This is a genomic window from Brevundimonas sp. Leaf280 (assembly GCF_001422455.1).
Taxonomy (GTDB): domain Bacteria; phylum Pseudomonadota; class Alphaproteobacteria; order Caulobacterales; family Caulobacteraceae; genus Brevundimonas.
This window is the reverse complement of record NZ_LMNC01000007.1, coordinates 21,046-45,070: the sequence shown is the minus strand read 5'-3', so window position 1 is coordinate 45,070 and position 24,025 is coordinate 21,046. Positions and strand designations below refer to the sequence as shown.

At 66.8% G+C, this 24,025-nt stretch carries 25 protein-coding genes; 14 read left to right on the top strand and 11 right to left on the bottom strand.

Annotation, left to right across the window (positions count from 1 at the left end):
• Positions 1–63: 63 nt before the first annotated feature.
• Together ASF31_RS12605 and ASF31_RS12600 are read right to left on the bottom strand one after the other, a co-directional pair.
• Complete coding sequence (locus ASF31_RS12605) at positions 64–1,152, bottom strand: ABC transporter ATP-binding protein (protein ID WP_055754968.1); 1,089 nt, start codon at positions 1,150–1,152, stop codon at positions 64–66.
• 78 nt (positions 1,153–1,230) lie between these two features.
• Positions 1,231–1,878, bottom strand: coding sequence for a glutathione S-transferase family protein (locus ASF31_RS12600; protein ID WP_055754967.1), 648 nt, complete (start codon positions 1,876–1,878; stop codon positions 1,231–1,233).
• Positions 1,879–2,014: 136 nt separating this feature from the next.
• On the opposite strand from ASF31_RS12600, the gene ASF31_RS12595 reads away from it, so the two are divergent.
• The 5 genes from ASF31_RS12595 (at position 2,015) to ASF31_RS12575 (ending at position 8,235) form a co-directional block, all read left to right on the top strand.
• Positions 2,015–4,633 (top strand): TonB-dependent receptor domain-containing protein, encoded by a 2,619-nt coding sequence (locus ASF31_RS12595; protein WP_055754966.1) that lies wholly within the window; start codon positions 2,015–2,017, stop codon positions 4,631–4,633.
• Between the two features lie 68 nt (positions 4,634–4,701).
• Positions 4,702–5,418, top strand: coding sequence for a hypothetical protein (locus ASF31_RS12590; RefSeq protein ID WP_055754965.1), 717 nt, complete (start codon positions 4,702–4,704; stop codon positions 5,416–5,418).
• 372 nt (positions 5,419–5,790) lie between these two features.
• Positions 5,791–6,726, top strand: coding sequence for a winged helix-turn-helix domain-containing protein (locus tag ASF31_RS12585; protein ID WP_055754964.1), 936 nt, complete (start codon positions 5,791–5,793; stop codon positions 6,724–6,726).
• A gap of 31 nt (positions 6,727–6,757) precedes the next feature.
• Entirely contained in the window at positions 6,758–7,825 is a 1,068-nt protein-coding gene (locus ASF31_RS12580) for a sensor histidine kinase (RefSeq protein ID WP_082465143.1), read from the top strand.
• A 62-nt stretch (positions 7,826–7,887) separates the two neighbouring features.
• Positions 7,888–8,235, top strand: coding sequence for an ArsC family reductase (locus ASF31_RS12575; RefSeq protein WP_055754962.1), 348 nt, complete (start codon positions 7,888–7,890; stop codon positions 8,233–8,235).
• Here ASF31_RS12575 and ASF31_RS12570 read toward each other — a convergent pair.
• Positions 8,228–9,037: an endonuclease/exonuclease/phosphatase family protein gene (locus tag ASF31_RS12570; RefSeq protein ID WP_055754961.1), complete on the bottom strand. Its 810-nt coding sequence runs from the start codon at positions 9,035–9,037 to the stop codon at positions 8,228–8,230. The two genes, ASF31_RS12575 and ASF31_RS12570, sit on opposite strands and share 8 nt — an antisense overlap.
• 7 nt (positions 9,038–9,044) lie before the next feature.
• Positions 9,045–9,284, bottom strand: a complete 240-nt coding sequence (locus tag ASF31_RS12565) for a DUF2188 domain-containing protein (RefSeq protein WP_055754960.1) — start codon at positions 9,282–9,284, stop codon at positions 9,045–9,047.
• A gap of 175 nt (positions 9,285–9,459) precedes the next feature.
• Here ASF31_RS12565 and ASF31_RS12560 point away from each other — a divergent pair, with 175 nt between their 5' ends.
• The 8 genes from ASF31_RS12560 (at position 9,460) to ASF31_RS12525 (ending at position 16,215) form a co-directional block, all read left to right on the top strand.
• A complete protein-coding gene (locus tag ASF31_RS12560) occupies positions 9,460–9,855 on the top strand; it encodes a DUF6249 domain-containing protein (protein WP_055754959.1) in 396 nt (131 codons plus the stop codon).
• A gap of 24 nt (positions 9,856–9,879) precedes the next feature.
• A complete protein-coding gene (locus ASF31_RS12555) occupies positions 9,880–10,437 on the top strand; it encodes an RNA polymerase sigma factor (RefSeq protein ID WP_039245240.1) in 558 nt (185 codons plus the stop codon).
• Positions 10,427–10,843, top strand: coding sequence for a hypothetical protein (locus ASF31_RS12550; protein WP_017506107.1), 417 nt, complete (start codon positions 10,427–10,429; stop codon positions 10,841–10,843). The genes ASF31_RS12555 and ASF31_RS12550 overlap by 11 nt, the downstream gene beginning before the upstream one ends.
• 69 nt (positions 10,844–10,912) lie before the next feature.
• Complete coding sequence (gene panB, locus ASF31_RS12545) at positions 10,913–11,749, top strand: 3-methyl-2-oxobutanoate hydroxymethyltransferase (protein ID WP_055754958.1); 837 nt, start codon at positions 10,913–10,915, stop codon at positions 11,747–11,749.
• Between the two features lie 79 nt (positions 11,750–11,828).
• Positions 11,829–12,674, top strand: a complete 846-nt coding sequence (locus ASF31_RS12540; RefSeq protein ID WP_055754957.1) for a tetratricopeptide repeat protein — start codon at positions 11,829–11,831, stop codon at positions 12,672–12,674.
• Positions 12,675–12,700: 26 nt separating this feature from the next.
• The gene (locus ASF31_RS12535; protein WP_055754956.1) at positions 12,701–14,083 is read left to right on the top strand and encodes a PQQ-binding-like beta-propeller repeat protein; all 1,383 of its coding nucleotides are present in this window, start codon (positions 12,701–12,703) and stop codon (positions 14,081–14,083) included.
• 31 nt (positions 14,084–14,114) lie between these two features.
• Entirely contained in the window at positions 14,115–15,734 is a 1,620-nt protein-coding gene (der, locus tag ASF31_RS12530) for a ribosome biogenesis GTPase Der (protein ID WP_055754955.1), read from the top strand.
• A gap of 4 nt (positions 15,735–15,738) precedes the next feature.
• Positions 15,739–16,215 (top strand): NUDIX hydrolase, encoded by a 477-nt coding sequence (locus ASF31_RS12525; RefSeq protein ID WP_055754954.1) that lies wholly within the window; start codon positions 15,739–15,741, stop codon positions 16,213–16,215.
• 3 nt (positions 16,216–16,218) lie between these two features.
• Here the strand turns inward: ASF31_RS12525 and ASF31_RS12520 are convergent, their stop codons facing one another.
• The 6 genes from ASF31_RS12520 to radA all read right to left on the bottom strand — a co-directional run bounded on the left by ASF31_RS12520 (position 16,219) and on the right by radA (position 22,131).
• Positions 16,219–17,040, bottom strand: a complete 822-nt coding sequence (locus tag ASF31_RS12520) for a LytTR family DNA-binding domain-containing protein (RefSeq protein WP_055754953.1) — start codon at positions 17,038–17,040, stop codon at positions 16,219–16,221.
• Positions 17,040–17,714, bottom strand: coding sequence for a hypothetical protein (locus ASF31_RS12515; protein WP_055754952.1), 675 nt, complete (start codon positions 17,712–17,714; stop codon positions 17,040–17,042). The genes ASF31_RS12520 and ASF31_RS12515 overlap by 1 nt, the downstream gene beginning before the upstream one ends.
• Before the next feature lie 75 nt (positions 17,715–17,789).
• Positions 17,790–18,542, bottom strand: coding sequence for an SDR family NAD(P)-dependent oxidoreductase (locus ASF31_RS12510; protein WP_055754951.1), 753 nt, complete (start codon positions 18,540–18,542; stop codon positions 17,790–17,792).
• A 58-nt stretch (positions 18,543–18,600) separates the two neighbouring features.
• A complete protein-coding gene (purF, locus tag ASF31_RS12505; RefSeq protein ID WP_045810557.1) occupies positions 18,601–20,106 on the bottom strand; it encodes an amidophosphoribosyltransferase in 1,506 nt (501 codons plus the stop codon).
• Between the two features lie 26 nt (positions 20,107–20,132).
• Positions 20,133–20,729: a CvpA family protein gene (locus ASF31_RS12500; protein WP_055754950.1), complete on the bottom strand. Its 597-nt coding sequence runs from the start codon at positions 20,727–20,729 to the stop codon at positions 20,133–20,135.
• A gap of 31 nt (positions 20,730–20,760) precedes the next feature.
• Positions 20,761–22,131: a DNA repair protein RadA gene (gene radA, locus ASF31_RS12495; RefSeq protein ID WP_055754949.1), complete on the bottom strand. Its 1,371-nt coding sequence runs from the start codon at positions 22,129–22,131 to the stop codon at positions 20,761–20,763.
• Positions 22,132–22,303: 172 nt separating this feature from the next.
• Here radA and ASF31_RS12490 point away from each other — a divergent pair, with 172 nt between their 5' ends.
• Positions 22,304–22,951, top strand: a complete 648-nt coding sequence (locus ASF31_RS12490; RefSeq protein ID WP_055754948.1) for a Yip1 family protein — start codon at positions 22,304–22,306, stop codon at positions 22,949–22,951.
• Here the strand turns inward: ASF31_RS12490 and alr are convergent.
• Positions 22,945–23,991, bottom strand: coding sequence for an alanine racemase (gene alr / locus ASF31_RS12485; RefSeq protein ID WP_055755037.1), 1,047 nt, complete (start codon positions 23,989–23,991; stop codon positions 22,945–22,947). The genes ASF31_RS12490 and alr overlap by 7 nt on opposite strands.
• Between the last annotated feature and the right edge of the window lie 34 nt (positions 23,992–24,025).

Here is a 24,025-nt window from a genome sequence, read left to right as displayed (position 1 = left end):
TTCGCGCGAAGGACGATCGCTAATGCTCTCGTGCGCTCAAGCCCTCTCCCAGTGGGAGAGGGGTCAGAGCCTCTGGAACGCCTTACCGGCCGCGTCGAACAGATGCGCTTGTTTCGCGGGGACGTGCAGCGTCAGGCGCTCGCCCGCCTTGGCACGGAGTTCACCCGCCAGCTGAACCGTCAGCGTGTCTTCGGACGCTGGATGCTTCAGGTGCGCCATGGTCGTCGCACCCAGGGTTTCCACGAACATGGCCTCGGCGGTCAGCGCATCGCCGTCGCCGGTCGTGGTCAGATGCTCGGGACGGACGCCCAGGGTGACGGCATCGCCAAGCTTGGCCGAGGCGGCGTCAACCGACACCCTGATAGTCTCGCCTGCGGACGTCTTCACCGTAGCTCCAGCAGCCGAGGCTTCCACGATCTCAGCGGCCAGCAGGTTCATCTTGGGGCTGCCGATGAAGCCGGCGACGAAGAGGTTGGCAGGGTGCTCGTACAAGTCCATCGGCGCGCCGACCTGTTCGATCCTGCCGCTGTTCAGCACCACGATCCGGTCGGCCAGGGTCATGGCCTCGACCTGGTCGTGGGTGACGTAGATCATGGTGGTCTTCAGCTCGGCGTGCAGCCGCGCGAACTCATAGCGCATCCGCACCCGCAGGGCGGCGTCCAGGTTGGACAGGGGCTCGTCGAACAGGAAGACCTCGGGCTCGCGCACAATGGCGCGGCCGATGGCGACGCGCTGGCGCTGGCCGCCCGACATGGCCTTGGGTTTGCGGTCCAGATAGTCGGTGATGCTGAGCGCCTCGGCGGCGGCGCGGACGCGGCGATCGATCTCGGCCTTGTCCGTTTTGGCCAGCTTCAGACCGAAGGCCATGTTCTCATAGGCGGTCATGTGCGGATAGAGCGCATAGGACTGGAACACCATGGCGATTCCCCGGTCCGACGGCGACAGGTCATTGACCACGCGGTCGCCGATCAGAACCTGGCCCGTCGTCGCCTCTTCAAGACCGGCGATGGTGCGCAGCAAGGTGGACTTGCCGCAGCCCGAGGGCCCGACGAAGACGATGAACTCGCCGTCGGCGATCTCCAGATCGACACCCTTCAGCACCTCGACGGCGCCGAACGCCTTCTTCACGTCGACCAGACGGACTTTCGCCATGCTTCCTGCTTCCCTGACCCGTTTCTGTTTTGCCGCACCGTAACCGGTTACATCGCAGGATCAATGGCGCGAGACGCATCAGTCGCGGGCTGGCGCTCCCAGCGGGAAATAGTCGCGATAGGGGCGGGCCTCGTCCACGCAGCGGGCGACTGACGGGCGCGCCAGCAGACGGGCGCGATAGGCCTTCAGCGTCTCGAACCGTTCAGGGATCGGGTGGGTCCAGTCGGCGTAGAAGAGGGCGGGCGCGGCGGCGCAGTCGGCCAGGCTGAACCCATGATCGGTCGCCCATTCGCGTCCGGCCAGACGCTGATCCAGCCAGGCGTAGGTCGTCTCCAGCATCTTGCGCGCCTCGGCGTCGCCTAGCGGATCGCGGTCGGCCTCTGCCCGCATGGAATTGAAGACTATCCGGCCCTGGGGTGTCGAGACGTAGTTGTCGAACACCCGATCCATCATCCGAACCTCGACGGCGGCTGCGGCGTCGTCGGGGATCAGACGGACAGGGCCGGGATAATGCGCCTGTAAATGTTCGATGATGGAAGCGGATTCAAGCACCGTCATCTCGCCGTCCTGCAAGACCGGGAACCGTTTGAGCGGCCATAGGGCGCGAAGTTCCGCATTGGCCGACGGATCTTCCAGGCTGCGGTATTCGAAGGCGATGTCGTTCTCGTAGAAGGCGATCAGCGCCTTCTGGCAGAAGGAGGAGAAGGGGTGGGCGTAGAGTTTCATCGCGTCCTCCAGACTAGTCGTCCGATGCGACTTTCACCCGGCATGACGGAGAGTCAATTTGCAAACCTGCAAAATTACACTTTCGCAAAATGGAGGCGCTGGATAGAAGCCCGCCACAGATCGCGGGGACCACGACATGACACAGCGCAAAATCCTGATGGCGACGGCTTCGGTCGCTTGGCTGGTGGTCGCAGGAGCCGTGCAGGCGCAAGAGGCTTCGCGCGTGGAAGACATCGTGGTCACCGGCTCGCGGATCGCGGCCGGCGACCGGATCGCGCCGGTGGAGACGGTCGGGCGCGAGGTCATCGCCGCCGCCGGGATCGCCGATGCGGCGCAACTGGTCCGCCTGGTGACCGCCAACTCGGGCTCGGAGGCCCAGATCGATCAGCTGAACCAGTCGCAGAGTTCGGGCACGGCCCAGTTCAATCTGCGCAATCTCGGCCTGGGGTCGACCCTGGTCCTGGTGGACGGCCAGCGCTGGACCAACAGCGCCGTGGTGGCGACGGACGGTTCGGGCTTCGTCGACATCAACTCGCTGGTTCCGATGATCGCGCTTCAGCGGGTCGAGGTGGTCAAGGACGGCGCCTCGGCGGTCTATGGCTCGGACGCGGTGGCGGGCGTGGTCAACTTCATCACCCGGCGGGGCGTGGACCGCCCAGAGATCAGCGTCAAATACGCCGTCGCCGACGGGTCGGAAGAGAGCGTGATCGAGGCCCTCGGCGGCTTGAAACTGCTGGGCGGCGATCTGACGCTGGCGGCCTCGCATTTCCACCGTTCGGCCTTGGGCTCGGACGAGCGGGACTTCACCCAGGCCGAACGCTATGGCCGCGCCGCCTGGACGGCCGTGACCAGCTATGGCCAGCCGGGTTCCTATTTCCGACCCAGCCGCAACGGTTTTTCGCCCGATCCGGCGTGCGGCAATCCTGCGTTCGGTAGCGCCTATCTGAACTCGCCCACGGACGCCTTCTGCCGGCTGGACTATTCGGACTTCTTCGATCTGGCCCCGGAGGAGACGCGCACGCAGCTGTTCGCGGATTACCGACGACCTGTGGGCGACATGACCCTGTCGCTGCAAGGGGCGTGGTCGGCGACCAACACCGTTGCGCGCCAGTCGCCGTCGCTGCCGATCCTGGCGCGGTCGCTGACGGTGCCGGCGACTCATCCTGACAATCCGTTCGGTGAGGCGGTGCTGTTCCGGGGGCGCCTGCTGGGGGCGGAGGCCGGCGCGTCGCAGGCCGAGTTCGACTATCGAACCTGGCGTCTGGCGGCGGGGCTGGATGGGCGTTTCGGCAATGGCTGGACCTGGAACCTGTCGGCGATCAGCAGCCGTCAGCACGTCGCCTATGACAAGCCCGACACCATCGGCAGCGCCGTGCAGAATGCGCTGAATGGCCTGGGCGGGGCGGGCTGCAATCCCGCGACCGGAACGCCCGGCATCGGCCCCTGTCAGTATTTCAACCCGTTCGGCAGCGCCTATCTGGGAACTGGGATGGCGAACAGCGCCGCCCTGATCGACGGCCTGATCGGCTCGACCGGCCTACGGGGCGCGGCGACCCTGGCGACGGCGGATGCTTCGACTAGCGGCGAGGCCCTGGCCTGGGCCGGCGGATCGGTCGATATCGCCGTCGGCGCACAGTATCGCCGCAGCGGCTTCCGTCACGACTGGAGCGATCTGGTGAACCGGGGCGATCTGCTGACGGCGGGCTTGTCGCCGGATTTCGAGGGCGATCAGGAAGCCCTGGCCGCCTTCGCCGAAGCCCGCCTCCATCTGGGCGACCGGATCGAGGCGCAACTGGCCGGGCGCTACGAGTCCTATGACGGCAACGAGGGCCGGTTCAGCCCCAAGGCCGCGATCCGGTGGGACGTCACCGACGCCCTAGCCCTGCGCGCGTCGTGGGGGCAGGGGTTCCGGGCGCCGTCGGTCTATGCCCAGTCGGGGGCGCAGGCGTCGCAGCCGTCAGTGTTCGACCGGGGTGCTTTCGTCTTCGTCAACACCCTGACCTCGGGCCGAGCCGACCTGAAGCCCGAGAAGTCCGAGAGCCTGAACCTCGGCGCAGTTTGGACGCCGCTCGAATGGCTGGAACTGGGCGTGGACGCCTGGCGATTCGACTATGCTGACCAAGTGGTCAAGGAGTCGGCCCAGGCCATCATCAACCAGGCGGCGGCCGATACGGCGGCGGGGCGGACCGGCACGGAGGCCCAGAGCCGCATCACCCGCTCTGCCAGCGGCGCCCTGACCTTCGTGCAGCTGTATTTCGTAAACGCCTCGTCCATCGAGACCCAAGGGATCGACCTGTCGGCCCGCTATCGGCGCGGTCTGTGGGGCGGGGAGGCGACGGCCTCGGCGACCTGGACCTATGTGGACGCCTATGACATCCGGCTGGACGCGTCGGCCGCGAAGGTATCGGGCGTCGGTTCGACCAACCTGAACAACATCGGCCGGTCCCTGCCACGCAATCGCGGGGAATTCGGCCTGGGTTGGAGCGGCGGGCCGAACGCGTTGACGGCCCTGGTCCACCATACCGACGGATACGCCAACGACCGCAGCGGCATCACCGACGCCAGCATCGCCAGCCAGACGACGGTCGATCTGCTCTACCGCCGCACGATCGGCGCTGACCTGGATCTGTCGGTCGGGGTGGTCAATGTGGCCGATAAGGCCCCGCCGCTGGCGCAGTTCGCCCTGGGCTATGACCCGGTCGTGGCCGATCCGCGCGGACGGGTGGTCAGCATTGGCGTGAGCAAGCGGTTCTGACCAAGCGGTTCTGATCGGCGGTTGCGCGGTCAACCGGGCGGTGTATGCATCCCCTAGGGGAGAATCCGATGACCGACGGCGAGACGACGCGCAAGCAGGCGTTCAAGGATCTGTCCGAGGACGCGCTGGGCTTTGGCGGCGCAGAGATGCGGACCGCGCGCGACCTGCTGGTGCGGCCCCGGTTGGTGCTGCAGGCCTGGATGATCGAGGGGCCGACGGGGGGCGGGCGTTACGCCAAGCCGTTGAAGCTGTATCTGGCGCTGAACGCGATCCTGATGCTGATCGTCTTTCTGCGCGGGGGCTTGAGCTTCTACCTGGAAGGCATGCCGGCCGAAGTGCTGAACCCCCTGCTTCAGGAAGCGGGCAAGTCGCGCGACGCCTTCATGTCGGACGCCGACGGCTGGATGTCGCTGGTGGCCGTGCCGATCATGGCGCCCCTCTACGCCCTGGCGGCCATGCCGCTGTTTCGCCTGTGGGACGCCGAGGACCTGGGCCTGAGATGCGGATTCCGCGCGGCCTTCGCCTATCTGAACGCCTGGACCGTGCCGATGCTGCCGCTGGCCTGGTTCATGTTCAGCCCCGGCCCGCTGGCTGCGGCGTGCAGCCTTTTGATGCTGGCGCTGGGCATCGTGGCCTTCATGCGGATGGGGCGGGGACGGTGGTATCGGGGCGTGGTTCCCGGCCTGGCCAAGGGCCTGATCGTGATGACGGCCATCGGTCTGTCCAGTGTCGTTGCGACCTTTATCGTGATGGTCATCGGCGTCTTCGCCGGATTCGCGGCCTAGACGGTCGCCTGACAAAAACACCGTCTAATTCGTCTAATTCGTCTGAAATCAGCGACCGAGCGAAATTGCACGGCGCCGGAAAAAGGCGTGCAAAGTGCAAGGTGGTGCAATTCCTGAGCGCTGCTGTTTTCAAAGACCCGTCGACATCATAATCCCGCTCGCGGATGCGTCAGGTCGATTGACGAAGGCCATCTCTAAGCGCCCGACACTAAAGGGGATTTGTCGGCGAACAATGACGGCAAGGCTGCGCCTTTGTGCGTGGATCGGTCGTCGGCCCGCATCTGTCTCGAAACCTCATTTTCGGTAGTTGCCTTGTCGACAGGGGCGCGAGCGAGGGCGACAGTGTTCGTCGAAGCCTCAAACGGTCCGCCAATGTCTCTGCGTTTACAGGCCGCTCAGGTCGCTTGGCTGAATACGAAGCTGACCCTCGATTTCATCGCCGCATCCCGCACCTGGATCGACGAGGATCTGATATCCGCCCTGCTGACGGCGGGCGTGGTGGATGCAAACGTCAGAGGCGCCGACGACGAAGGCGCGACACGCGACTCTTCCATTGGAGCCGGCATTTTGCCGAACGCCCTGCGGCGGCCTGTGAATGCAATCAGCATCGCCATGTCCCTGGGCGTGCCGCGCGAGAGCGCACGCACCAAACTGGCGGGATTGGTGGAGCGTGGCGTGCTGGTGCGGACCGACGGCGGCTTCGTCTTGCGCGCCGAGGTGTCGCAGTCGAAGCCATTCAAGTCCGCGATGGAAGCCTTCCTTCTGGCCACGGTGGAGTTCGTCGATGGGCTGGCGATTCTGAATGCATGCGGCGCCCGCGACGGCGACCGGGTCGTCACGCCAGCCTGGCCTGTCGCAGGCTTGGCGACGCGGCTGATGACGGCGCACGTCCTGAAAGGCATCCAGCACGCCCGATCGCTGAAGCCCGAAATCAGCCTGACGACGCACTACGTCCTGCTTTGGCTGTCGCATCTCACCGGAAGCGCCTTGAGGGTTGTTCAGGAGCCGGACGCCGGCCGTCTTGGCCCCCTGAACCCGCCGTTCGGGCCGGTGAGCGTGATCGAGGTCGCCAAGGCCGCCAGAATGGACGACGAAACGGTTCGCAGGCACCTGGGTCAGCTTGAAAAGGCAGGCTTGGTCATCCGGGTCGGGGGCAAGAGAGACATCAATCTGCCGGATCAGACCCTGGTCGCGAACTGGCTCGATTTCCAAAGCCGGACGATCCTCGGCACGCAGCAGTTGGTGCGCAAACTCTATGTCGCGGGCGTGATCGTCGATCGGCCAAGCGAAACCATTCGATTGTTCTGAGCGACGATGATGAGGTTCGCATCACAGATTGATGCTGGGGCTGCATTCGTCGGTTGCTCGTCGAACGCCGTCGTCAACAGGGGCCGCACCGATGCCAGCCCTTATTGATGCGTTCGACTGGGCGACGACGCCCCTGGGGCCAAAGCGCGATTGGTCGACCGCGCTGAGCATTACCTATGACATGATGATGGGAATGGGGTTCGCGGCCAGCGCCATGTGGGGCCCGGAGCGCACCTTGCTCTACAACGGCGCCTACATTCCGCTGCTCGGACAAAAGCATCCGAACGCCCTGGGCCGTCCGCTGGACCAGGTCTGGCATGAGGTGTGGGACGATTTGCGCCCTCTGACGGAGCGCGCGCTGGCAGGCGAAACCGTTTTTCTGGAAGATCTGCCGCTGACGATGGTTCGAAACGGCTATTCGGAAGACACCTGCTGGGTACTGTCCTACAGCCCCGTGCGGGACGGCGACGCGATCGTCGGCATTCTCAATATCGCCATCGAAACGACCGAGCGGGTGCGGGGCGAGCAACACCGGCAGATGCTGGTCGACGAATGCGGCCACCGGGTGAAGAACACGCTCGCCCTGGTTCAAGCGGTCGCCCGGAGCACCTTGTCGGGCGTCGATCGGGATGTGCTGGAGCGTTTTGACGAGCGACTGAACGCCATCGCCAAGACCCAGCAGACGCTGGATGAAAAGGCGTGGAATGGCGGCGACCTCGGTGAGATCGTTCGCGACGCGGTGGGTAATCTGGTGCGCAGGCCGGTTTCCATCTCGGGGCCGTCGGTGCACCTGTCGCCGCGTGTGGCGCAGACGGTCGCCTTGATCATCCACGAACTGACGACGAACGCGTTCAAACATGGCGCCCTCGCGAAGCCCGGCGGCCGCGTCTCGGTCGATTGGCGGCTGGATGAGGGTGAACTTGTCCTAACGTGGATCGAAGGCGGGGGCGCGCCGGCCCATCCGCCGCTCAAGACCGGCTTTGGCGTCAAACTGCTCGCGAGAGGCCTGCTGGGGTGCGGCGGCGCGGATCTTCGTTATGGCGTAGAGGGGTTCTCGGCGACGTTCACAGCGCCGGCGTCGCGTCTGACCGACAGTTGACGATGCCCTGCGAGGGGGCGAAAGCGGCTGCGTCAGCTTGATCCACGACCTCCGAGAGACCCATGACCTACACCCTCTACGGCATTCCCAACTGCGACACGGTGAAGAAGGCCCGGGTCTGGCTGGAGCAGCAGGGGGTCGACTATGTCTTCCACGACTACAAGAAGGCCGGAGCGGATGCGGGGCGGCTGGGCCAGTGGGTCGACGAGCACGGGTGGGAGACGGTGCTGAACCGGGGCGGCGCAACGTTCAAAAAGCTGCCCGAAGCCGACAAGGCGGACATCGACAAGGCGAAGGCAATCGCGCTGATGACCGCCCAGCCATCGATGATCAAACGGCCGGTGCTGGATCTGGGGGATCGGCGGCTGTTGGGGTTCAAGCCCGAGGCCTACACCTCAGCGCTTACCTGAGCCGGACGGTCGCGACGACGCCGAAGTGGTCGGACGGATATTCGCCGTTGGTCGGCGTATCGCCGAAGCGGCGGGCCTCGCCGGGGATGAAGGCGGCCTGTTCGACGAAGATATGGTCGATGACACGCTCTGGGTGACCCTTGGCCGGGTTCAGGGTGGTTGTGACCGAACCGCGGGGCAGGGCGCTGAAGAAGCGGGGGCCGGTCATGGTCGCCAGGCCGGAATCCTCCTGCGTCGCATTGAAGTCGCCCATGACGATCAGGGGCGTGCCGTCCTGCGGCAGCCAGCTTAGCAGCGACGCGATCTGGCGGGCGCGGACCGGGCCGGCGTCCTGTTGCCACGCCAGATGGGTGACGACGACATCGACCGGGCGACCCTGGACCGCCACGCGAAGGCGAAGCGCGGTGCGGAAATCGTCGAGCGGTTCAAGCTTGGTCGAGGCCTCGGCCAGAACCGGCAGGCGGGTCAGCAGGGCGTTGCCATAGCGGCGCGGGGCGCCCTCGGCATCGGTTGAGACGAAGGCGACGTGATAGCCGCCCAGCTCCCGCGCCAGCATCCGGGCCTGGTTCTCCAGCCCGACATTGGCGTCCTCCAGCACCTCCTGAAGGGCGATGACGTCGGCGTCCTGGGCCTTCAGGGCGGCGATCAGCAGGGGACGGCGGGCGGCCCAGTCGCCCATGTTGTGCCAGATGTTGAAGGTGACGAGCTTCAGTTCGGTGGGCGTCTTAGCCTTTGGGGCCGTGGCGCAACCTGCCAGCGGCGCGAGGGCGGCGGCGGCCAGCAGGGTGCGACGGGGGATCATCTCGGCCTCAGCCCTCGACGTCCGTCGAGGGGCGGTCGTGGCCGTCCGCGCTTTCGGTGACCCATTCGCCGGCGGCGGTCTCGTATTCGATCGCGGCGGTCTGGTCCGGCACGCGCTGTTCGCGCGCGACGCGCACGGCGGCGGCCTTGGCGTCGTCGTGGCTGGCGAAGGTTTCGGAATAGGTGTCGCCAGACTTGTAGGCCCAGCCGCCGTCATGTTCGACGATGCGATAGGTGACATGGGCCATGGGATGCGCTCCTGAGATTGATGAGATTGAACCCTAGACCGAACCGGCGGCGGCCGAAACGGCGACCTTACGAAGATTTCACCTAACGCCGCGCATCCGTTGAGGCGTCGGCCAGCCTCTTGTGATCAGAAGGCCGCCGCATCAGGCTGCTGTAACGGTTCAAGGGGTACACAAAATGGAAGACTTCATTCCGATCTTTGCGATGTTCGCCGTCTTCGGCACGATCACCGCCATCGTCTTCGGCCCGCAAGTGCTGAAGTATCGCGAGAAGCGCGACATGCAGGAAACCATCCGCCATGCGGTGGACAAGGGCCAGCAACTGCCGCCCGAACTGATCGACGTCATGACCAAGGATGTGCAGAAGAGCCTGCCGTCGCGCACCAAGGACATCCGGCGCGGTGTCATCTGGCTGGCGTCCGGCATCGGCATCGCAGCCTTCTCGGTCGTCAGCGAGCTGGGCGGGAACTTCAACGGCAATCTGGACAGCGGCCTGCTGGGCATCTCGTGCATTCCCGTCACGATCGGCCTGGCCTTCATCGTTCTGAGCTTCTTCAACAAGGGCGCGGACTGACCACGGCGGGCGGGGGAAGCTCTGATGAGCAAGTCTCTACGCGACTTCCACGATGTGGAGCTGGCCGCCCAGGCGGCGGCCGGCGGTCGGCGGGAGTATGGCGAGCTGGTGCGTCGGCACGGGTCGGCCGTGCGGGGGCTGCTGCGCCGGATGGGGGCGACGCCGTCCCTGTCCGACGACGTGGCGCAGGACGCCTTTCTGCAAGGGTTTCAGCGGTGCGCGGAGTTTCGCGGGCAGGGGACGTTTGCGGGCTGGATCAAGAAGATCGCCGCACGACTCTATCTGAAGCGGGTGGCCAAGGAGGCGCGCTACGTCGCCGAGATTGAGGCCGATCAGGCGGATGTGGTCGTCGATCGCGGCGGTCTGATGGACCTGGACGAGGCGTTGAAGACGCTCAGCGAAACAGAGCGTGTCTGCGTCTCCCTGTGCCACGGCGCGGGGATGTCGCATCCGGAAATCGCGGCAGCCATGAATTTGCCGCTTGGCACGGTGAAATCGCATGTCAAACGTGGTCTGGATAAACTCCGTGCGCGGCTACAACCGGCGCACGGCTCAGGCGGGAGGTCGGTCCATGTCGGCTGACGAATTCGATCCGATGATCGAAAGGCTGTTCGCCCAGGCGCCGAGCCTGCCGGACGAGGCCCTGTTCCTGGCTACGGTCCAGGCGCGCATGGAGACGCGGTCGCGCTGGCGCGCCCTGACCCTGACGGCGGCGGGATTGATCGGCGGCGTGCTGGCGGTGCGCGAGGGGGTGAACATCAACTTCACCGCCGACGGCGATACGACCTTGGCGCAAGGCCTCAGGGCCGCAGCCGCCACGGCGCAGGGTGCGGCGCAATCAGGCCTGGACGGATTGGGCCTTCAAGGTCTGGGCGTCGGGTCGCTGGATGTGATGAACGGCTCGGGCATGATGGCCTTCTGGATCGTCGCCGGCGCCCTGGTCGCCCTGATGGCGGCGGGCGTGGCGAAGCTGTCGCAGGACGTGTAAGCGCGGCTGCAAGGGTGACACCGGCGGGGCAGGGGCCTATCTGACCCCTTCACGTCAGGAGGCCCGGCGATGTCCGTCCATACCCAAGAGAGCGTCAAACGCATCACCGTTCCCGATATCGCCGGTCGCAAGGGCGGCGAGCCGATCGTCTGCCTGACCGCCTATGACGCGCCGATGGCGGCACTGCTGGACCCGCACTGCGATGTGCTGCTGGTCGGCGACAGCCTGGGGATGGCGGTTCACGGCCTGCCCAATACCGTGGGTGTGACGCTGGAGATGATGATCCTTCACGGGCAGGCCGTCATGCGCGGAGCCAAACGGGCCATGGTGGTCGTGGACATGCCGTTCGGCTCCTACGAGGGCGGCAAGGAGGTCGCCTACGCCAACTGCGTGCGGGTGATGAAGGAGACGGGCGCCCAGGCGGTGAAGCTGGAGACCAGCATCGAAATGGCCGAGATCGTCGCCTTCCTGGTCAAGCGCGGCATTCCGGTCATGGGCCATGTCGGCTTGCGCCCCCAGGCGATCCTGGCCGAGGGCGGGTTCAAGGCCAAGGGCCGGACCGAGAGCGAGCGCGACCGGGTGCTGGCCGAGGCCAGGGCTGTCGCCGAGGCCGGCGCCTTCTGCATTGTCATAGAGGGCGTCGCCGAATCGCTGGCGCGCGAGATCACCGAGACGATCGACGCGCCCACCATCGGCATCGGCGCCTCGGCCGCCTGCGACGGCCAGGTGCTGGTGGTCAACGACATGCTGGGCATGTTCGACTGGACCCCGAAGTTCGTGCGCAAATACGCCGATCTGCGCACCGAGATCGACCGCGCCGCCTCTGCTTTCGCCAGCGATGTGAAAACCCGCCGTTTTCCTGCCGAAGTCGAGACCTACTTCTCGAAAAAGCCGGCTTCGCAGTAACGGACGACGTTGCGGGCGGGGAGCCGACCTTCTAGGGTCCGCGCCGGTTTGCATTTCGCGATTTTGGGGCGACGTTTCAGTGGTTGATGTCTTCGAGCAGGTCGAGGAGGAGCTTCGCTCCGACAAGTTGAAGCGCCTGGCCAAGACCTGGCTGCCCGTTTTCGGCGTGGTGCTGGTCGTCGCCCTGATCGGCGCCCTGGGCTGGTGGGGCTGGGACAGCCTGAACTCCAACAAGGCCGCCAAGGCCGCCGAGGCCTATGATCGCGGCATGGAGGCCCTGCGCGCCGACAAGCCGATGGACGCCCGCGCCGCCTTCGAGGAAGCGATCAAGGAAGGCAACGGCGCCTATAAGGTCCTGGCCCTGCAGCAGCAGGCCGGCCTGGCCGTCAGCGCCAACAAGTTCCCCGAGGCTGTCCGCCTGTTCGACGAAGCCGCCAAGGCGTCCAGCGATCCGATCCTGTCGGACCCGCCCGCCTTGAAAGCCGCCTTCCTGATCATGGACACCGCGCCGCTGGCCGAGATCGAAAAGCGCCTGACGCCGCTGGCCGAAGACAAGCGCCCGCTGCACGCCTTCGCCCAGGAAGCCCTGGCCCTGGCGCGCCTGCAACACGGCAAGACCAAGGAGGCGCGTGAGGCCTTCGTGCTGCTGCAACTGGGTCAGGACGTGCCGGACTCGATCCGTCAGCGCGCCCAGATCGCCGTGGAATCCATCGACGCCGGCACCGCAGCCGCCATCAAGCCCATCATCGACGCCGCCGCCAAGGCGACCCCGCCGGCCGCTGGCGCTGCGAACGCGATGACGCCCTCGGCCGCCCAGGCTGCTCCGGCCCAGGCTGCTCCGGCTCAGGCTGCTCCGGCCCAAGCTGCCCCGGCTCAGGCCGCACCCGCTCAGGCGGCTCCCGCCGCCGCGCCGGCCGCCCAATAGTGACGACCCCTTACAGGACGCCCCCGATGAACCGAGTTCTGAAAGTCGCGCTGATCTGCGGCGTCGCCGCAACGATGGCGTCCTGCGGCACCGTGCGCCGCAACCTGCCGTTCGGTCTGGGCGGCGGCAAGGAAGACGCCGGCGCGACCGCCTCGGCCGGCCAGCGCATCTCGGTGCTGGAGTTCGAACAGAGCCTGTCGCCGTCGGCCGCCCTGTCGGGCCGCGACTTCTTCCTGCCGGGTCCGCAGGCCGTGACGGCCTGGACGCAGCCGGGCGGCACGTCAGAGAACCTGGTCGAGCATGTCATCGCGGCGCCGAACTTCCAGATCGCCTGGAAGCGGGGCGTCGGCTCGGGATCGGCCCACGTCGGCAACGTCATGGCCCCGATCGTGGCCGCCGACGGCAAGATCTTCGTGCTGGACGGCGAATCGACCGTCTCGGCGGTTTCGGCCGACACCGGCGCCATCCTGTGGAAGTCCAACGTCAAGAACGCCGATCGTGACCGCAACGGCGGCTTCGGCGGCGGCGTCGCCGTGGGCGGCGGCAAGGTCTTCGTCTCGTCCGGCTATCGCTCGATGACGGCGCTGGACGCCAACACCGGCGCCGTGGTCTGGACCCAGCAGGTGGACGCCCCGATCCACGGCGCCCCGACCGTCTCGGGCAACCGGGTCTTCGTCGTGGACGTGGACAGCCAGCTGTTCGCCTTCGACGCCAACACCGGCGCCCAGGACTGGACCTATCGCGGCATCGCCGAGCCGGCGCGCGTCATGCGCGCCTCCAGCCCCGCCGTCAGCGGCACGACCGTCGTCGCCCCGTTCGCCTCGGGCCAGCTGGTCGCGCTGAGCGCCCTGAACGGCCAGGCGGTGTGGGAAGAGACCCTGTCGCGCACCAGCCGCACCAGCGCCCTGTCTGAGGTTCGAGACGTGGCGGGCCGTCCGGTCATCAGCCGCGGCATGGTCTATGGCGTCAGCCACTCGGGCGTGATGTCGGCGCTGGACCTGCGTTCGGGTCAGCCCAAGTGGCAACTGCCGGTGACGGGCGTGAATGCGCCCCTGCCGGTCGGAGACGCCGTCTTCGTGGTGTCCAAGTCGGGTCAACTGATCACGGCCAACCGTGACACGGGCCAGATCTATTGGACGCGCGAACTGAACGAGGGCCGCGAGCGCCGCGAGGGCGGTTTCCTGACCTTCGGCCGTCGCACCATCCGCCCGCAATGGTCGGGACCGCTGCTGGCCTCCAACCGTCTGGTGATGGTCAACTCGTTCGGCGAGGCCGTCGCCTTCGATCCGAAGACCGGCGCCGCGCAAACGACGCTGAAGCTGGGCGCGCCCGCCTATATCGCGCCCGCAGCCTATAACGGCGCCCTGTACGTGCTGACCGACAACGGTCAACTGATCTGCATCCGCTGATTTTCAGCCCGAACTAAGCTAGAAGGCCGACATGGCTCTGAAGGTCGCCATCGTCGGCCGCCCCAATGTGGGCAAATCGACACTGTTCAACCGCCTCGTCGGCAAGCGCCTGGCGCTCGTCGACGATCGCCCCGGCGTGACCCGCGACCGGCGATACGCCGACGGCAACATCGGCGACATGGACCTGACGCTGATCGACACGGCGGGATACGAGGACGTCACCGACGACAGCCTGGAAGCCCGGATGCGCGAGCAGACCGAGGCCGCGCTGGACGACGCCGAACTGGTCATGTTCATGATGGACGCCCGCGAGGGCGTAACGTCGCTGGACCGGATCTTCGCCGAGCGCCTGCGCCGGGTGCACAAGCCGATCATCCTGTTGGCCAACAAGTCCGAGAGCCGCGAAAGCGGCGGCGGCGTCGGCGAGGCGCACGCCCTGGGCTTTGGCGAACCCGTCGCCATCTCGGCCGAGCACGGCGAAGGGATGGCCGATCTGTACGCCGCCATCGTTGCGGCCTCACAGGACATCTTCGTCGAGGAGATCGACGAGCCGGACAAGCCGATCCGCATCGCCGTCATCGGCCGGCCCAATGCGGGCAAGTCCACCCTGATCAACCGTCTGATCGGCGACGACCGGCTGCTGACGGGGCCGGAAGCGGGCATCACCCGCGACTCCATCTCGGTCGACTGGCAGTTCGAGGGCAAGAACATCCGTCTGGTCGATACGGCCGGCATGCGTCGCAAGGCGCGGGTGCAGGAGAAGCTGGAGAAGCTGTCGGTCGCCGACACCATCCGCGCCATCACCTTCGCCGAAGTCGTCATCCTGATGATGGACAAGGACGACGCCTTCGACACCCAGGACCTGCAGCTGGCCGATCTGGTCGAGCGCGAGGGCCGCGCGCTGGTCTATGTCGCGTCGAAGTGGGATCTGGAGGACGAGCCCCAGTCCCGCATGGCCAAGCTGAAGGGCATGGCCGAGGACAAGCTGCCGCAACTGAAGGGTTCGCCCTTCGTGGCCCTGTCGTCGCACAGCGGGCGCGGCGTCGAACGTCTGATGCCGGCGGTGCTTCAGGCCTATGACACCTGGTCGGTCAAGGTGAAGACCAAGGACCTGAACACCTGGCTGTCCATGGCGACCCAGCGTCACCCGCCCCCTGCCGTGGACGGCAAGCGGATCAAGCCGAAATACATCGCCCAAACCAAAGCCCGCCCGCCGACCTTCGTGCTGATGGCCAACCGCGCCGAGTCGATGCCGGAGCATTACAAACGCTATCTGGTCAACTCGATCCGCGAGAGTTTCGACCTGCCGGGCACGCCGATCCGCCTGAACGTCAAGTCCAGCGGTGTGAACCCCTATGCCGAGGGCGGCGCCAAGTCCGGGCCGGAGCGCTACAAGGGCGACGCCAAGACCGCGCCGCGCCGGGTCAAGAAGGCCGAGAAGGAAGAGGCCCTGTCCAAACTGCCCGGCAAGGCGCTGGAGCAGAAGAAGACCCGCAAGGCCCAGCCCAAGATTCTGGGCGGGCTGAAATCCAGCGCCTCGAAGAAGGCTGGTTCGTCGGTGGCGGTTCAGAAGGGCGCGCGCGGCGGCGCTCGCCAGGTGTCGCGTTCGGGCCGGATCCGCACGGGCCAAAAGGGCGGCGCCAAGAAGTGACGGCGTGAGCGAGGCCGAGAGCGCGCTTCCCGCCCGGCCCACCGCGCGTTGGCTGATTCTGGACGGGCAGGGGCGGGTGCTGCTGTTCCACTTCGTGTTTTCCGAAGGACCGCTCGCCGGCACAGCCTTCTGGGCGACGCCCGGCGGCGGGTGCGAGACTGGCGAGACCTTCGAGGACGCCGCGCGCCGCGAACTGTTCGAAGAGACGGGCCTGGTCGTCGAAGACCCCGGCCCGCAGGTCGCCCAAGTCCGTGTCAGTTTCCGCCTGCCCGACGGCCGTATGGCGGATGTGGACCAGAGGTTCTTCCTGCTGCGCACCGACGACTTCGTCCTGTCGCCCAAGGGCTGGACGGATGAGGAGCAGAGGGTTCTGACCGAACACCGCTGGTGGAGCCTCGACGACATCCGCGATTCCAAAGAGACGATCTGGCCGGCTGAGTTGGCGGATATCGTCCAGGGTTTGCAGACGCTCGAGCGATGATACTCACGTCAGCTTGCGACCCAGTTTTTTCAGCACGGCGTCGCGGTAGGTGCGGCTGACCACCAGTTCGGCGCCGCTGTTCATCGTCAGTCGCCAGGCGCCGTCGGCCAGGGGTTGAACCTGTCTGACGCGGGCCAGGTTGATCAGGCTGGAACGGTGGCTGCGGGTGAACAGGCGCGGATCCAGCCGTGCTTCCAGCGCCTGTAGCGTGTCGCGGATCAGGCCCTCCTTGCCGTCCCAGTTGACCACCAGATAGTTGCCGGCCGAGGCGAGCCACTCGATGTCGCCGACGGCAACCGAGGTGCGCGCCCGGCCCGTGGAGACCAGCAGGCGTTGGGTCTGCTCCGGCTCCAGCGTGCGAGCCTCGGTCAGGGCGGTGGTCAGGACGGCGATTCGGTCGCGAGCATCGCGGGCTCTGCGCCAATAGGCGGCGGCCAGACCGACAGCGACGACGGCGGTGTAGAGAAGCAGGACGACCGGCAGCCGGTCGATGGTCCGCGCCGACCATTCGCCGCCCTCGCCGGCATGGTTGAGGAAGCTTATGTCGGTGCGGGCGTTCAGGGCGGCGATCAGGGGGACGGCCGGCAGCATGACGGCGGCCAGCGAGCCTATCGCCCGCCACCCTGCGCCAGTTCGGCGGATCACCGCCCATGCCAGGCCCGCGACGGCCAGCCACGGCATGTAGGACAAGGCCGCCCAGAGGAGCGAGCCGCCAACCGATAGGTCCGCCGATCCCCGCCTGAGATACCAGGCGACGGCGAGCACGGTCGCAACATAGCTATAGGCCGTGAACAGGCCGACGACCGCCGTGACGGACAGGCGCATCAGCCGATGCACGGGGTGCAACGGCGTTTGCGGATCAGCAAGGTCGCGATCCACACCACGATCAGGCATTGGAACAGCACGGTCGGCCAGAGTTGGCTCCACGGGGCGGGCAGGGCGGTCAGGAAGTTGCCGGAAAAGGCGCTCAGGACCGCAGAATAGGCGCCCAGCATCTTTGTCAGATGCTCATAGGTCCAGAGCTCAGGTGAAAAGGGCCAGGTTCTGGGCGCGCTGAACCGCCACAAGTCCCACGCACCCATCGTCAGGGCGCTGGCGGCCAAAGCGGCCGAGACTGTGGCGGGACCGTCCGATCGGCCTTTTGCCAGAAGGACGAGAACCCACAGGCCGATCCCGATCAGGCCCAGGGTCGCGGCCCAATCCAACGGACGGGCCCGATCGGCTGTGTTTAGGTCGGGCCGTTTGCGTCTCAGCACCCTGACGCCCGAGAACAGGCTAAGAGTGGCGGTCGCCGACAGGGCCAGGAAATAGGTGTTGAACCGCAGCGCCGTCATCGCCCAAGCGCAGACCAGCAGGACGGTCATCAGGCCTGCGAACAGCCGGCCCCAGAAGCGATGGGAGCGGCCGCCCTTGCGGGTGACGATGGGCATGACGCCGACCAACACGGCGCACAGTCCGGTCGAGACGTGGATGATCAGGAAGGTTGAGAACATGGTCATGAACCCTGTCCTGTCGGCGCTCGCCCTCTGTCGCCACAAGCCTGGGACGAATGTCAGCAGGTAGGGACGAAATCCTCAGATCAAGGCGTCGACTGAGGGGCCCGCGGTCCAGTCGCGGAACTTGATGGTCAACGGCGGCGTGGCGGCGGCGTTCGACAGTTCGACGACTAGCGGGCCGATTTCGGAGGGGTGGGGCAGGACGGACGGGTCTTCGCCCGGATAGGCCTGGGCGCGCATGGCGGTGCGCATGCGGCCGGGATCGACGATGCTGACGCGGACGGGCGTGCTCTCGATCTCGTCGGCCCAAGCCTTCACCAACGCCTCGGCGCCCGCCTTGGTCGCGGCGTACATGCCCCAAAAGGCCTTGGGCGCGCTGGCGACGCTGGTGGTGAAGTGGATGGCGCGGCCGGCGTCCGAGGCGCGCAGCAGCGGCTCCAGCGAGCGGATCAGACGGTAGACGGCGGTAAAGTTGGTCTTTTCGACCTTGGCGAACTCGCGCGGGTCGGCGTGCGACACCGGCGTCAGGCCCGAGGGGCCCATGGTGGCGGCGCAGTGGACCCAGATGTCCAGCTTCTTGAACCGTTCGAAGATGGCGCCGCCCAGCCGGTCGATGGCCCCGCCATCCACCAGATCGAACGGAATCAGGGTCGCATGGCGGCCAGTGGCGGCGAAGATGGCGTCGTCCAGCTCTTCCAGACCGCCTTGGGTGCGCGCCGTCGCAATGACGTGGGCGCCGGCCTTGGCCAGCGCCAGGGCGCTCTCATAACCGATGCCGCGCGAGGCGCCGACGACGAGGGCGATACGGTCGTTCAGGGGAAGTTCGGACATGGCCGCTGATAGCGCGGCCTTGACCCTCAAGCCAAGGCCCGCGCGCTCAGGTTTCGCCCTAGGCGCTGACCAGCAAGGACAGCTGTTTGGCGCCGAACTCGCGTCCACCTTCCTCGATCTCGCGATCCAAGAGGCGGGTGGGATAGTCGCCGGTGAAGTAGTGGTCGGTGAACTGCGGGGCGGCGGCGTTGCGGCCGGTCTCGCCCATTGCACGATACAGGCCGTCGATGGACAGGAAACCGAGCGAATCGACCTCCAGCATGTCGCGCATCTCTTCCAGCGTCTTGTTGGCTGCCAGCAGCTGCGCGCGCTCGGGCATATCGATGCCGTAGAAGTCCGGGAACAGGATTTGCGGGCTGGCCGAGCGCAGGTGGACCTCGGTCGCGCCGGCGGCGCGCACGGCGCGGACCAGTTTCAGCGAGGTGGTGCCGCGCACGATGGAATCGTCGATCAGCACGACGCGCTTGCCGGCCAAGGCCGACTTGTTGGGGCTGTGCTTCATGCGCACGCCCTTTTGACGGGCGCCCTGGCTGGGCTGGATGAAGGTGCGGCCCAGATAGTGGCTGCGGATGATGCCCATTTCGTAGGGAATGCCGCTTTCCTGGGCGTAGCCGAGGGCGGCCGGAACGCCTGAATCGGGCACAGGCACGACGATGTCGGCCTCGACGCCCAGTTCGCGGGCGAGGCCGCGACCCATTTCCTTGCGGACCTCATAGACGGAGCGGCCGTTCACGACCGAATCCGGGCGTGAGAAATAGACGTACTCGAACAGGCAGGGACGCGCCGCGCGGGCGGGGAAGGGCTTCAGTGAGCGCAGGCCGCTGTCGTCGATGACGACGATCTCGCCGTGTTCGACATCGCGCACGAAGGTGGCGCCCATCATGTCCAGGGCGCAGGTCTCGGAGGCCAAAACCCAGCCGTCGCCCAGCTGGCCCAGCACCAGCGGGCGAATGCCCAGCGGGTCGCGGGCGCCGATCATCTTGGTGCGGGTCTGGGCCACCAGGGCGTAACCGCCCTCGATCCGGGCCAGGGCGTCAGTGAAGCGATCGACGATCTTGGCTTTGCGGCTACGTGCGATCAGGTGGAGGATGACTTCGGAATCCGAGGTCGACTGGAAGATGGCGCCTTCGCTGACCAGCTGGGCGTGCAGGAACTTGAAGTTGGTCAGATTGCCGTTGTGGGCGATGGCGATGCCGCCCTGGTCCAGATCGGCGAACATCGGCTGGATGTTGCGGAGGAAGCTGCCGCCGGCGGTGGAATAGCGGGTGTGGCCCACGGCCGCGCGGCCGGGCATCCGCGTCATCAGGTCGGCGCCGCCGAAGGCCTCGCCCACCAGGCCCTGGTGGCGTTCGGTGTAGAAGCGCTCGTCCTTGACGCTGGCGATGCCGCAGGCTTCTTGGCCGCGATGCTGAAGGGCGTGAAGGCCCAGGGCGACGACGGAAGAGCCCTCGTCCTCGTCCGCGCCCCAGACGCCGCAGACGCCGCATTCCAGACGGAGCTGGTCATCCTCCGGCTCGCGCCAGTGCTCGCGGTGAACGACGGGATCGGCGATATGGTGGCGCATCGTGGGGCTCCGATGACCGGGGAAACTTAAGGGGCGGCTTCGCGGCGCGAGTTAGGCTCTGATTGCGTCGGGGGCAAGGCTTCGTCGTCCGAAAACCCCCGGCGTACGGACGAATCCACGACGGGCGTGATGGCGTCGGCGCCGCGCCCGATGCTGGGCAAGACGATCTGGATCATCCGCGCGCCCATGGCGCTGACCGGATAGAGGGCCGCCTTTCCGAGCCAGAGCGGCGTGCGCTCGCCCGGCAGGGCTGCGATGATGACCAGATGCACCGCGCCGATCAGGACCAGCGCACGGACGCCGCCGATAAACAGGCCGAAGATGCGGTCGATGACGCCGAGGTGCGGATGGTCCTTGGCGCTCTTGGACATCATCGAGCCGACCAGGCGCAGGCCGAAATAGACGACGAAGAAGGTCAGGACGGCGGCCAGGATCGACCCGGCCCACTCGGGATCGACGAAGGCGCGCGTGACACCGGCGGTCCAGGGCAGGGCGATCAGGGCTACCAAAGCCGCCAGGGTCGCGCTGAGCAGGGTGATGACCTCACGCACCCCGCCGCGCACCCAGCCGGCGGCGACGGAAAACAGGATCACCACGATGGCGAAGACGTCGTATCCGGTCACGCGTGCGGGATCCTGCGGTTGCTACGAGGGTCTAATAGCGGTTCTGCGAGATTCGTTCGACCACATCCGTCAGGCGCGTGACGGATGTCACCTTCACCCCCTTGGTCTTGGCGGTCAAAGTCGGGCTCAGAACCTGATCGAAACCCAGTTTTTGCGCTTCACGCAGGCGGGCCTCGGCGCGGCCGACGCTGCGGACCTCGCCCGACAGGCCGATTTCGCCGAAGACGACGCAGCCCTGGGGCAGGGACACGCCGGTCGCCGAGCTGATCAGCGCCGCCGCCGCCGCGAGGTCGGCCGCCGGTTCATTGATGCGTAAGCCCCCGGCGACATTCAGATAAACATCCTGATCGCCGAAGCCGAAGCCGCAGCGGGCCTCCAGCACGGCCAGCACCATCGCCAGACGACCCGTCTCCCAGCCGATCACGGCGCGGCGCGGGGTGCCATAGGCGGACTTGGACACCAGGGCCTGCATCTCGACCAGCACCGGCCGCGAGCCTTCGATCCCGGCGAAGACGGCGGCGCCCGGCGCGCGCTCCTTGCCCTCGCCCAGGAAGAGGGCCGAGGGGTTGGCGACCTCGCGCAGGCCGGCGTCGCCCATTTCGAACACGCCGATCTCGTCGGTGGCGCCGAAGCGGTTCTTGCCGGCGCGCAGGATGCGGAACGGATAGCCGCGCTCGCCCTCGAAGGTCATGACGGCGTCGACAAGGTGTTCGACCACGCGAGGGCCGGCGACCTGGCCGTCCTTGGTGACGTGGCCGACAAGGACCACCGCGACGCCCTGCGACTTCGCCAGACGCACCATCTCGCCGGCGCAGGCCCGGACCTGGGTGATCGAGCCGGGGCCGCTCTCGTGCACGTCTGACCACAGAGTCTGGATCGAATCGACGATGACGATGTCGAACTGTTCGCGCTTCAGCGTGCCCAGAATTTCACGCAGCGCCGTCGCCGCCGCCAGATTGACCGGCGCGTCCGCCAGACCCATCCGCTTGGCCCGCGCGCGGATCTGCTCGACGGCTTCTTCGCCCGAGATATAGGCCACGCGCGATCCGCGCAGCGCCGCCTTGGCTGCGACCTCCAGCAACAGGGTGGACTTGCCGACGCCGGGATCGCCGCTGAGCAGGATGGCCGAGCCGGGCACGACGCCGCCGCCGCAGACCCGGTCGAACTCGGCCACGCCCGTCGTGATGCGCGGCGGCTCTGGCGTGTCGGACTGAAGCGTTTCGAACTGGATGCCGCGCGTGCGGGCCGAAGCCGCCGCCGACGGCTTGATCGCACCCGGCGGAGCCGAGCGGCTTTCCTCGCTCAAGGTGTTCCACTGACCGCAGGAGCCGCACTGGCCCGACCACTTGCTGTGGACCGAGCCGCAGGACTGACAGACGTAGAGGGCGGAATCGCGAGCCATGGGCTTCCTTAGCAGATCGAACGGTCGCGCCGGACATGGCCTCGGCTCACGACAGTTTCGGTCGCAGGCGCAACCTTTGCCATACTGAAGGATTGAGAATGTGTCGCACACCCTTGCTTCTTGAAGCGACGCAACGTCAACATCCGCCCATCTTCTCTCGCCGAGGCCTGTCATGACCGATCCGACGACCCACTCCCAACCCGCTGTCGATCCGGCCCTAATCGCGCGGGTCAAGGGCATACTGCTGCAACCCAAGTCCGAATGGCTGAAGATCGACGGCGAGTTCGCCACGACCAAAAGCCTGTTCACCCGCTATGCGATGATCCTGGCGGCGATCGGCCCGGTCTGTTCACTGCTCGGCGGTCAGTTGATGCCGATCATGGGCGTGAAGCTGTCGATCGTGGGCGCGATCGTCGTGGCGCTCGTCAGCTACGGCATGTCCTTGCTGGGTGTCTTCCTGCTGGGACTGATCATCAATGCGCTGGCGCCGAACTTCGGCGGCACGGCCAACAAGGTTCAGGCCATGAAGCTGGCCGTCTATTCCTGGACCGCCGCCTGGCTGGCGGGCGTGTTCGGCCTGATCCCGATGCTGGGCATCCTGGCCATCCTGGGCCTGTACAGCTTCTATCTGCTGTTCGTCGGCCTGCCGATCCTGATGAAGGTGCCGGAAGACAAGAAGGTCGGCTATTTCATCGTGACGGTGATCGCCGGCGTCGTGATGTATTTCATCATCTCGGCGATCGTTGGAGCCATTTCGATGAGCTTCGTCGCCGCGTCGGTCGGCATGGCCGGTCTCGCCGGAATGGGCGCCGGCTACTGAGAATAGACGCGCGGCACGCGGGGGGTGATCGATGTCAGCAGCTCATAGCTGATGGTTCCCGCCGCGGCCGCGGCGTCGTCCAACAGGCGGTTCGGGCCGAACAGTTCAACCGGATCGCCGACCGCGACATCCAGGCCGGAGATGTCCACCGCGCAGACATCCATCGAGACCCGACCCAGCAGCGGGCAGGTCTCGTTGGCGATCCAGACCGCGCCCTTGGGCGAATAGGATCGCAGCAATCCATCCGCATAGCCGGCGGCCACGGTCGCAACCTTGATAGGGCGTTCGGCGATATAGCCGCGCGAATAGCCGACGCTCTCGCCGGCGGGCACGTCGCGAACCTGGAGCACCTCGGCCGTCAGGGTCGCCACGGGTGCGATTCGGGGATCGGGCCGCCCCTCCGGTCCGCCGCCGTAAAGACAGATGCCCGGCCGAACGGTGTCGAAGGCGAAGTCCGGGCCCAGGAAACAGCCGCTGGAATTGGCGAACGACCGGACCACGCCCGGATAGCGGTCCAGCACGCCCGCAAAGGCGTCACGCTGGCGCCGGTTCATCGGATTGGCCGGTTCGTCGGCGCAGGCGAGGTGGGTCAGGACCAGAGCCAGGCCGTCGAACGCCTCGGGCGCGTCCTCAGGCCGAATACCCAACCGGTTCATGCCGGTGTCGATCTGCAGGCCGCAGGTCCCGCCGCCCGCCGCCCTCCAGGCCTGGATCTGCGCGGGATGGTTCAGCACGGGCCGCAGGTCAGCCGCCTTCAGCATCGCCGCATCGTCGCCGTGGCAGCCGTCGAGCACATAGATGACGGGACCGTCGGCGCCCAAGGCCGCCCGCAGCCGCACGCCCTCCGCCGCCCGCGCCACGAAGAAGGTCCGCGCCCCCTCGGCCATCAGCCGCGTCGCCACAGCCTGTGCGCCCAGTCCATAGCCATCCGCCTTGACCACCGGATGCACCGGCTGGCCGCTGACGGCCTCCAGCGTGTGATAGTTGCGCGCCAGGGCGTTCAGATCGACGGAGAGGACGGCGGGGGTCGATGCGGTCATGGCGTCCTTATGCGCCAACACCGCGCCGATGGAA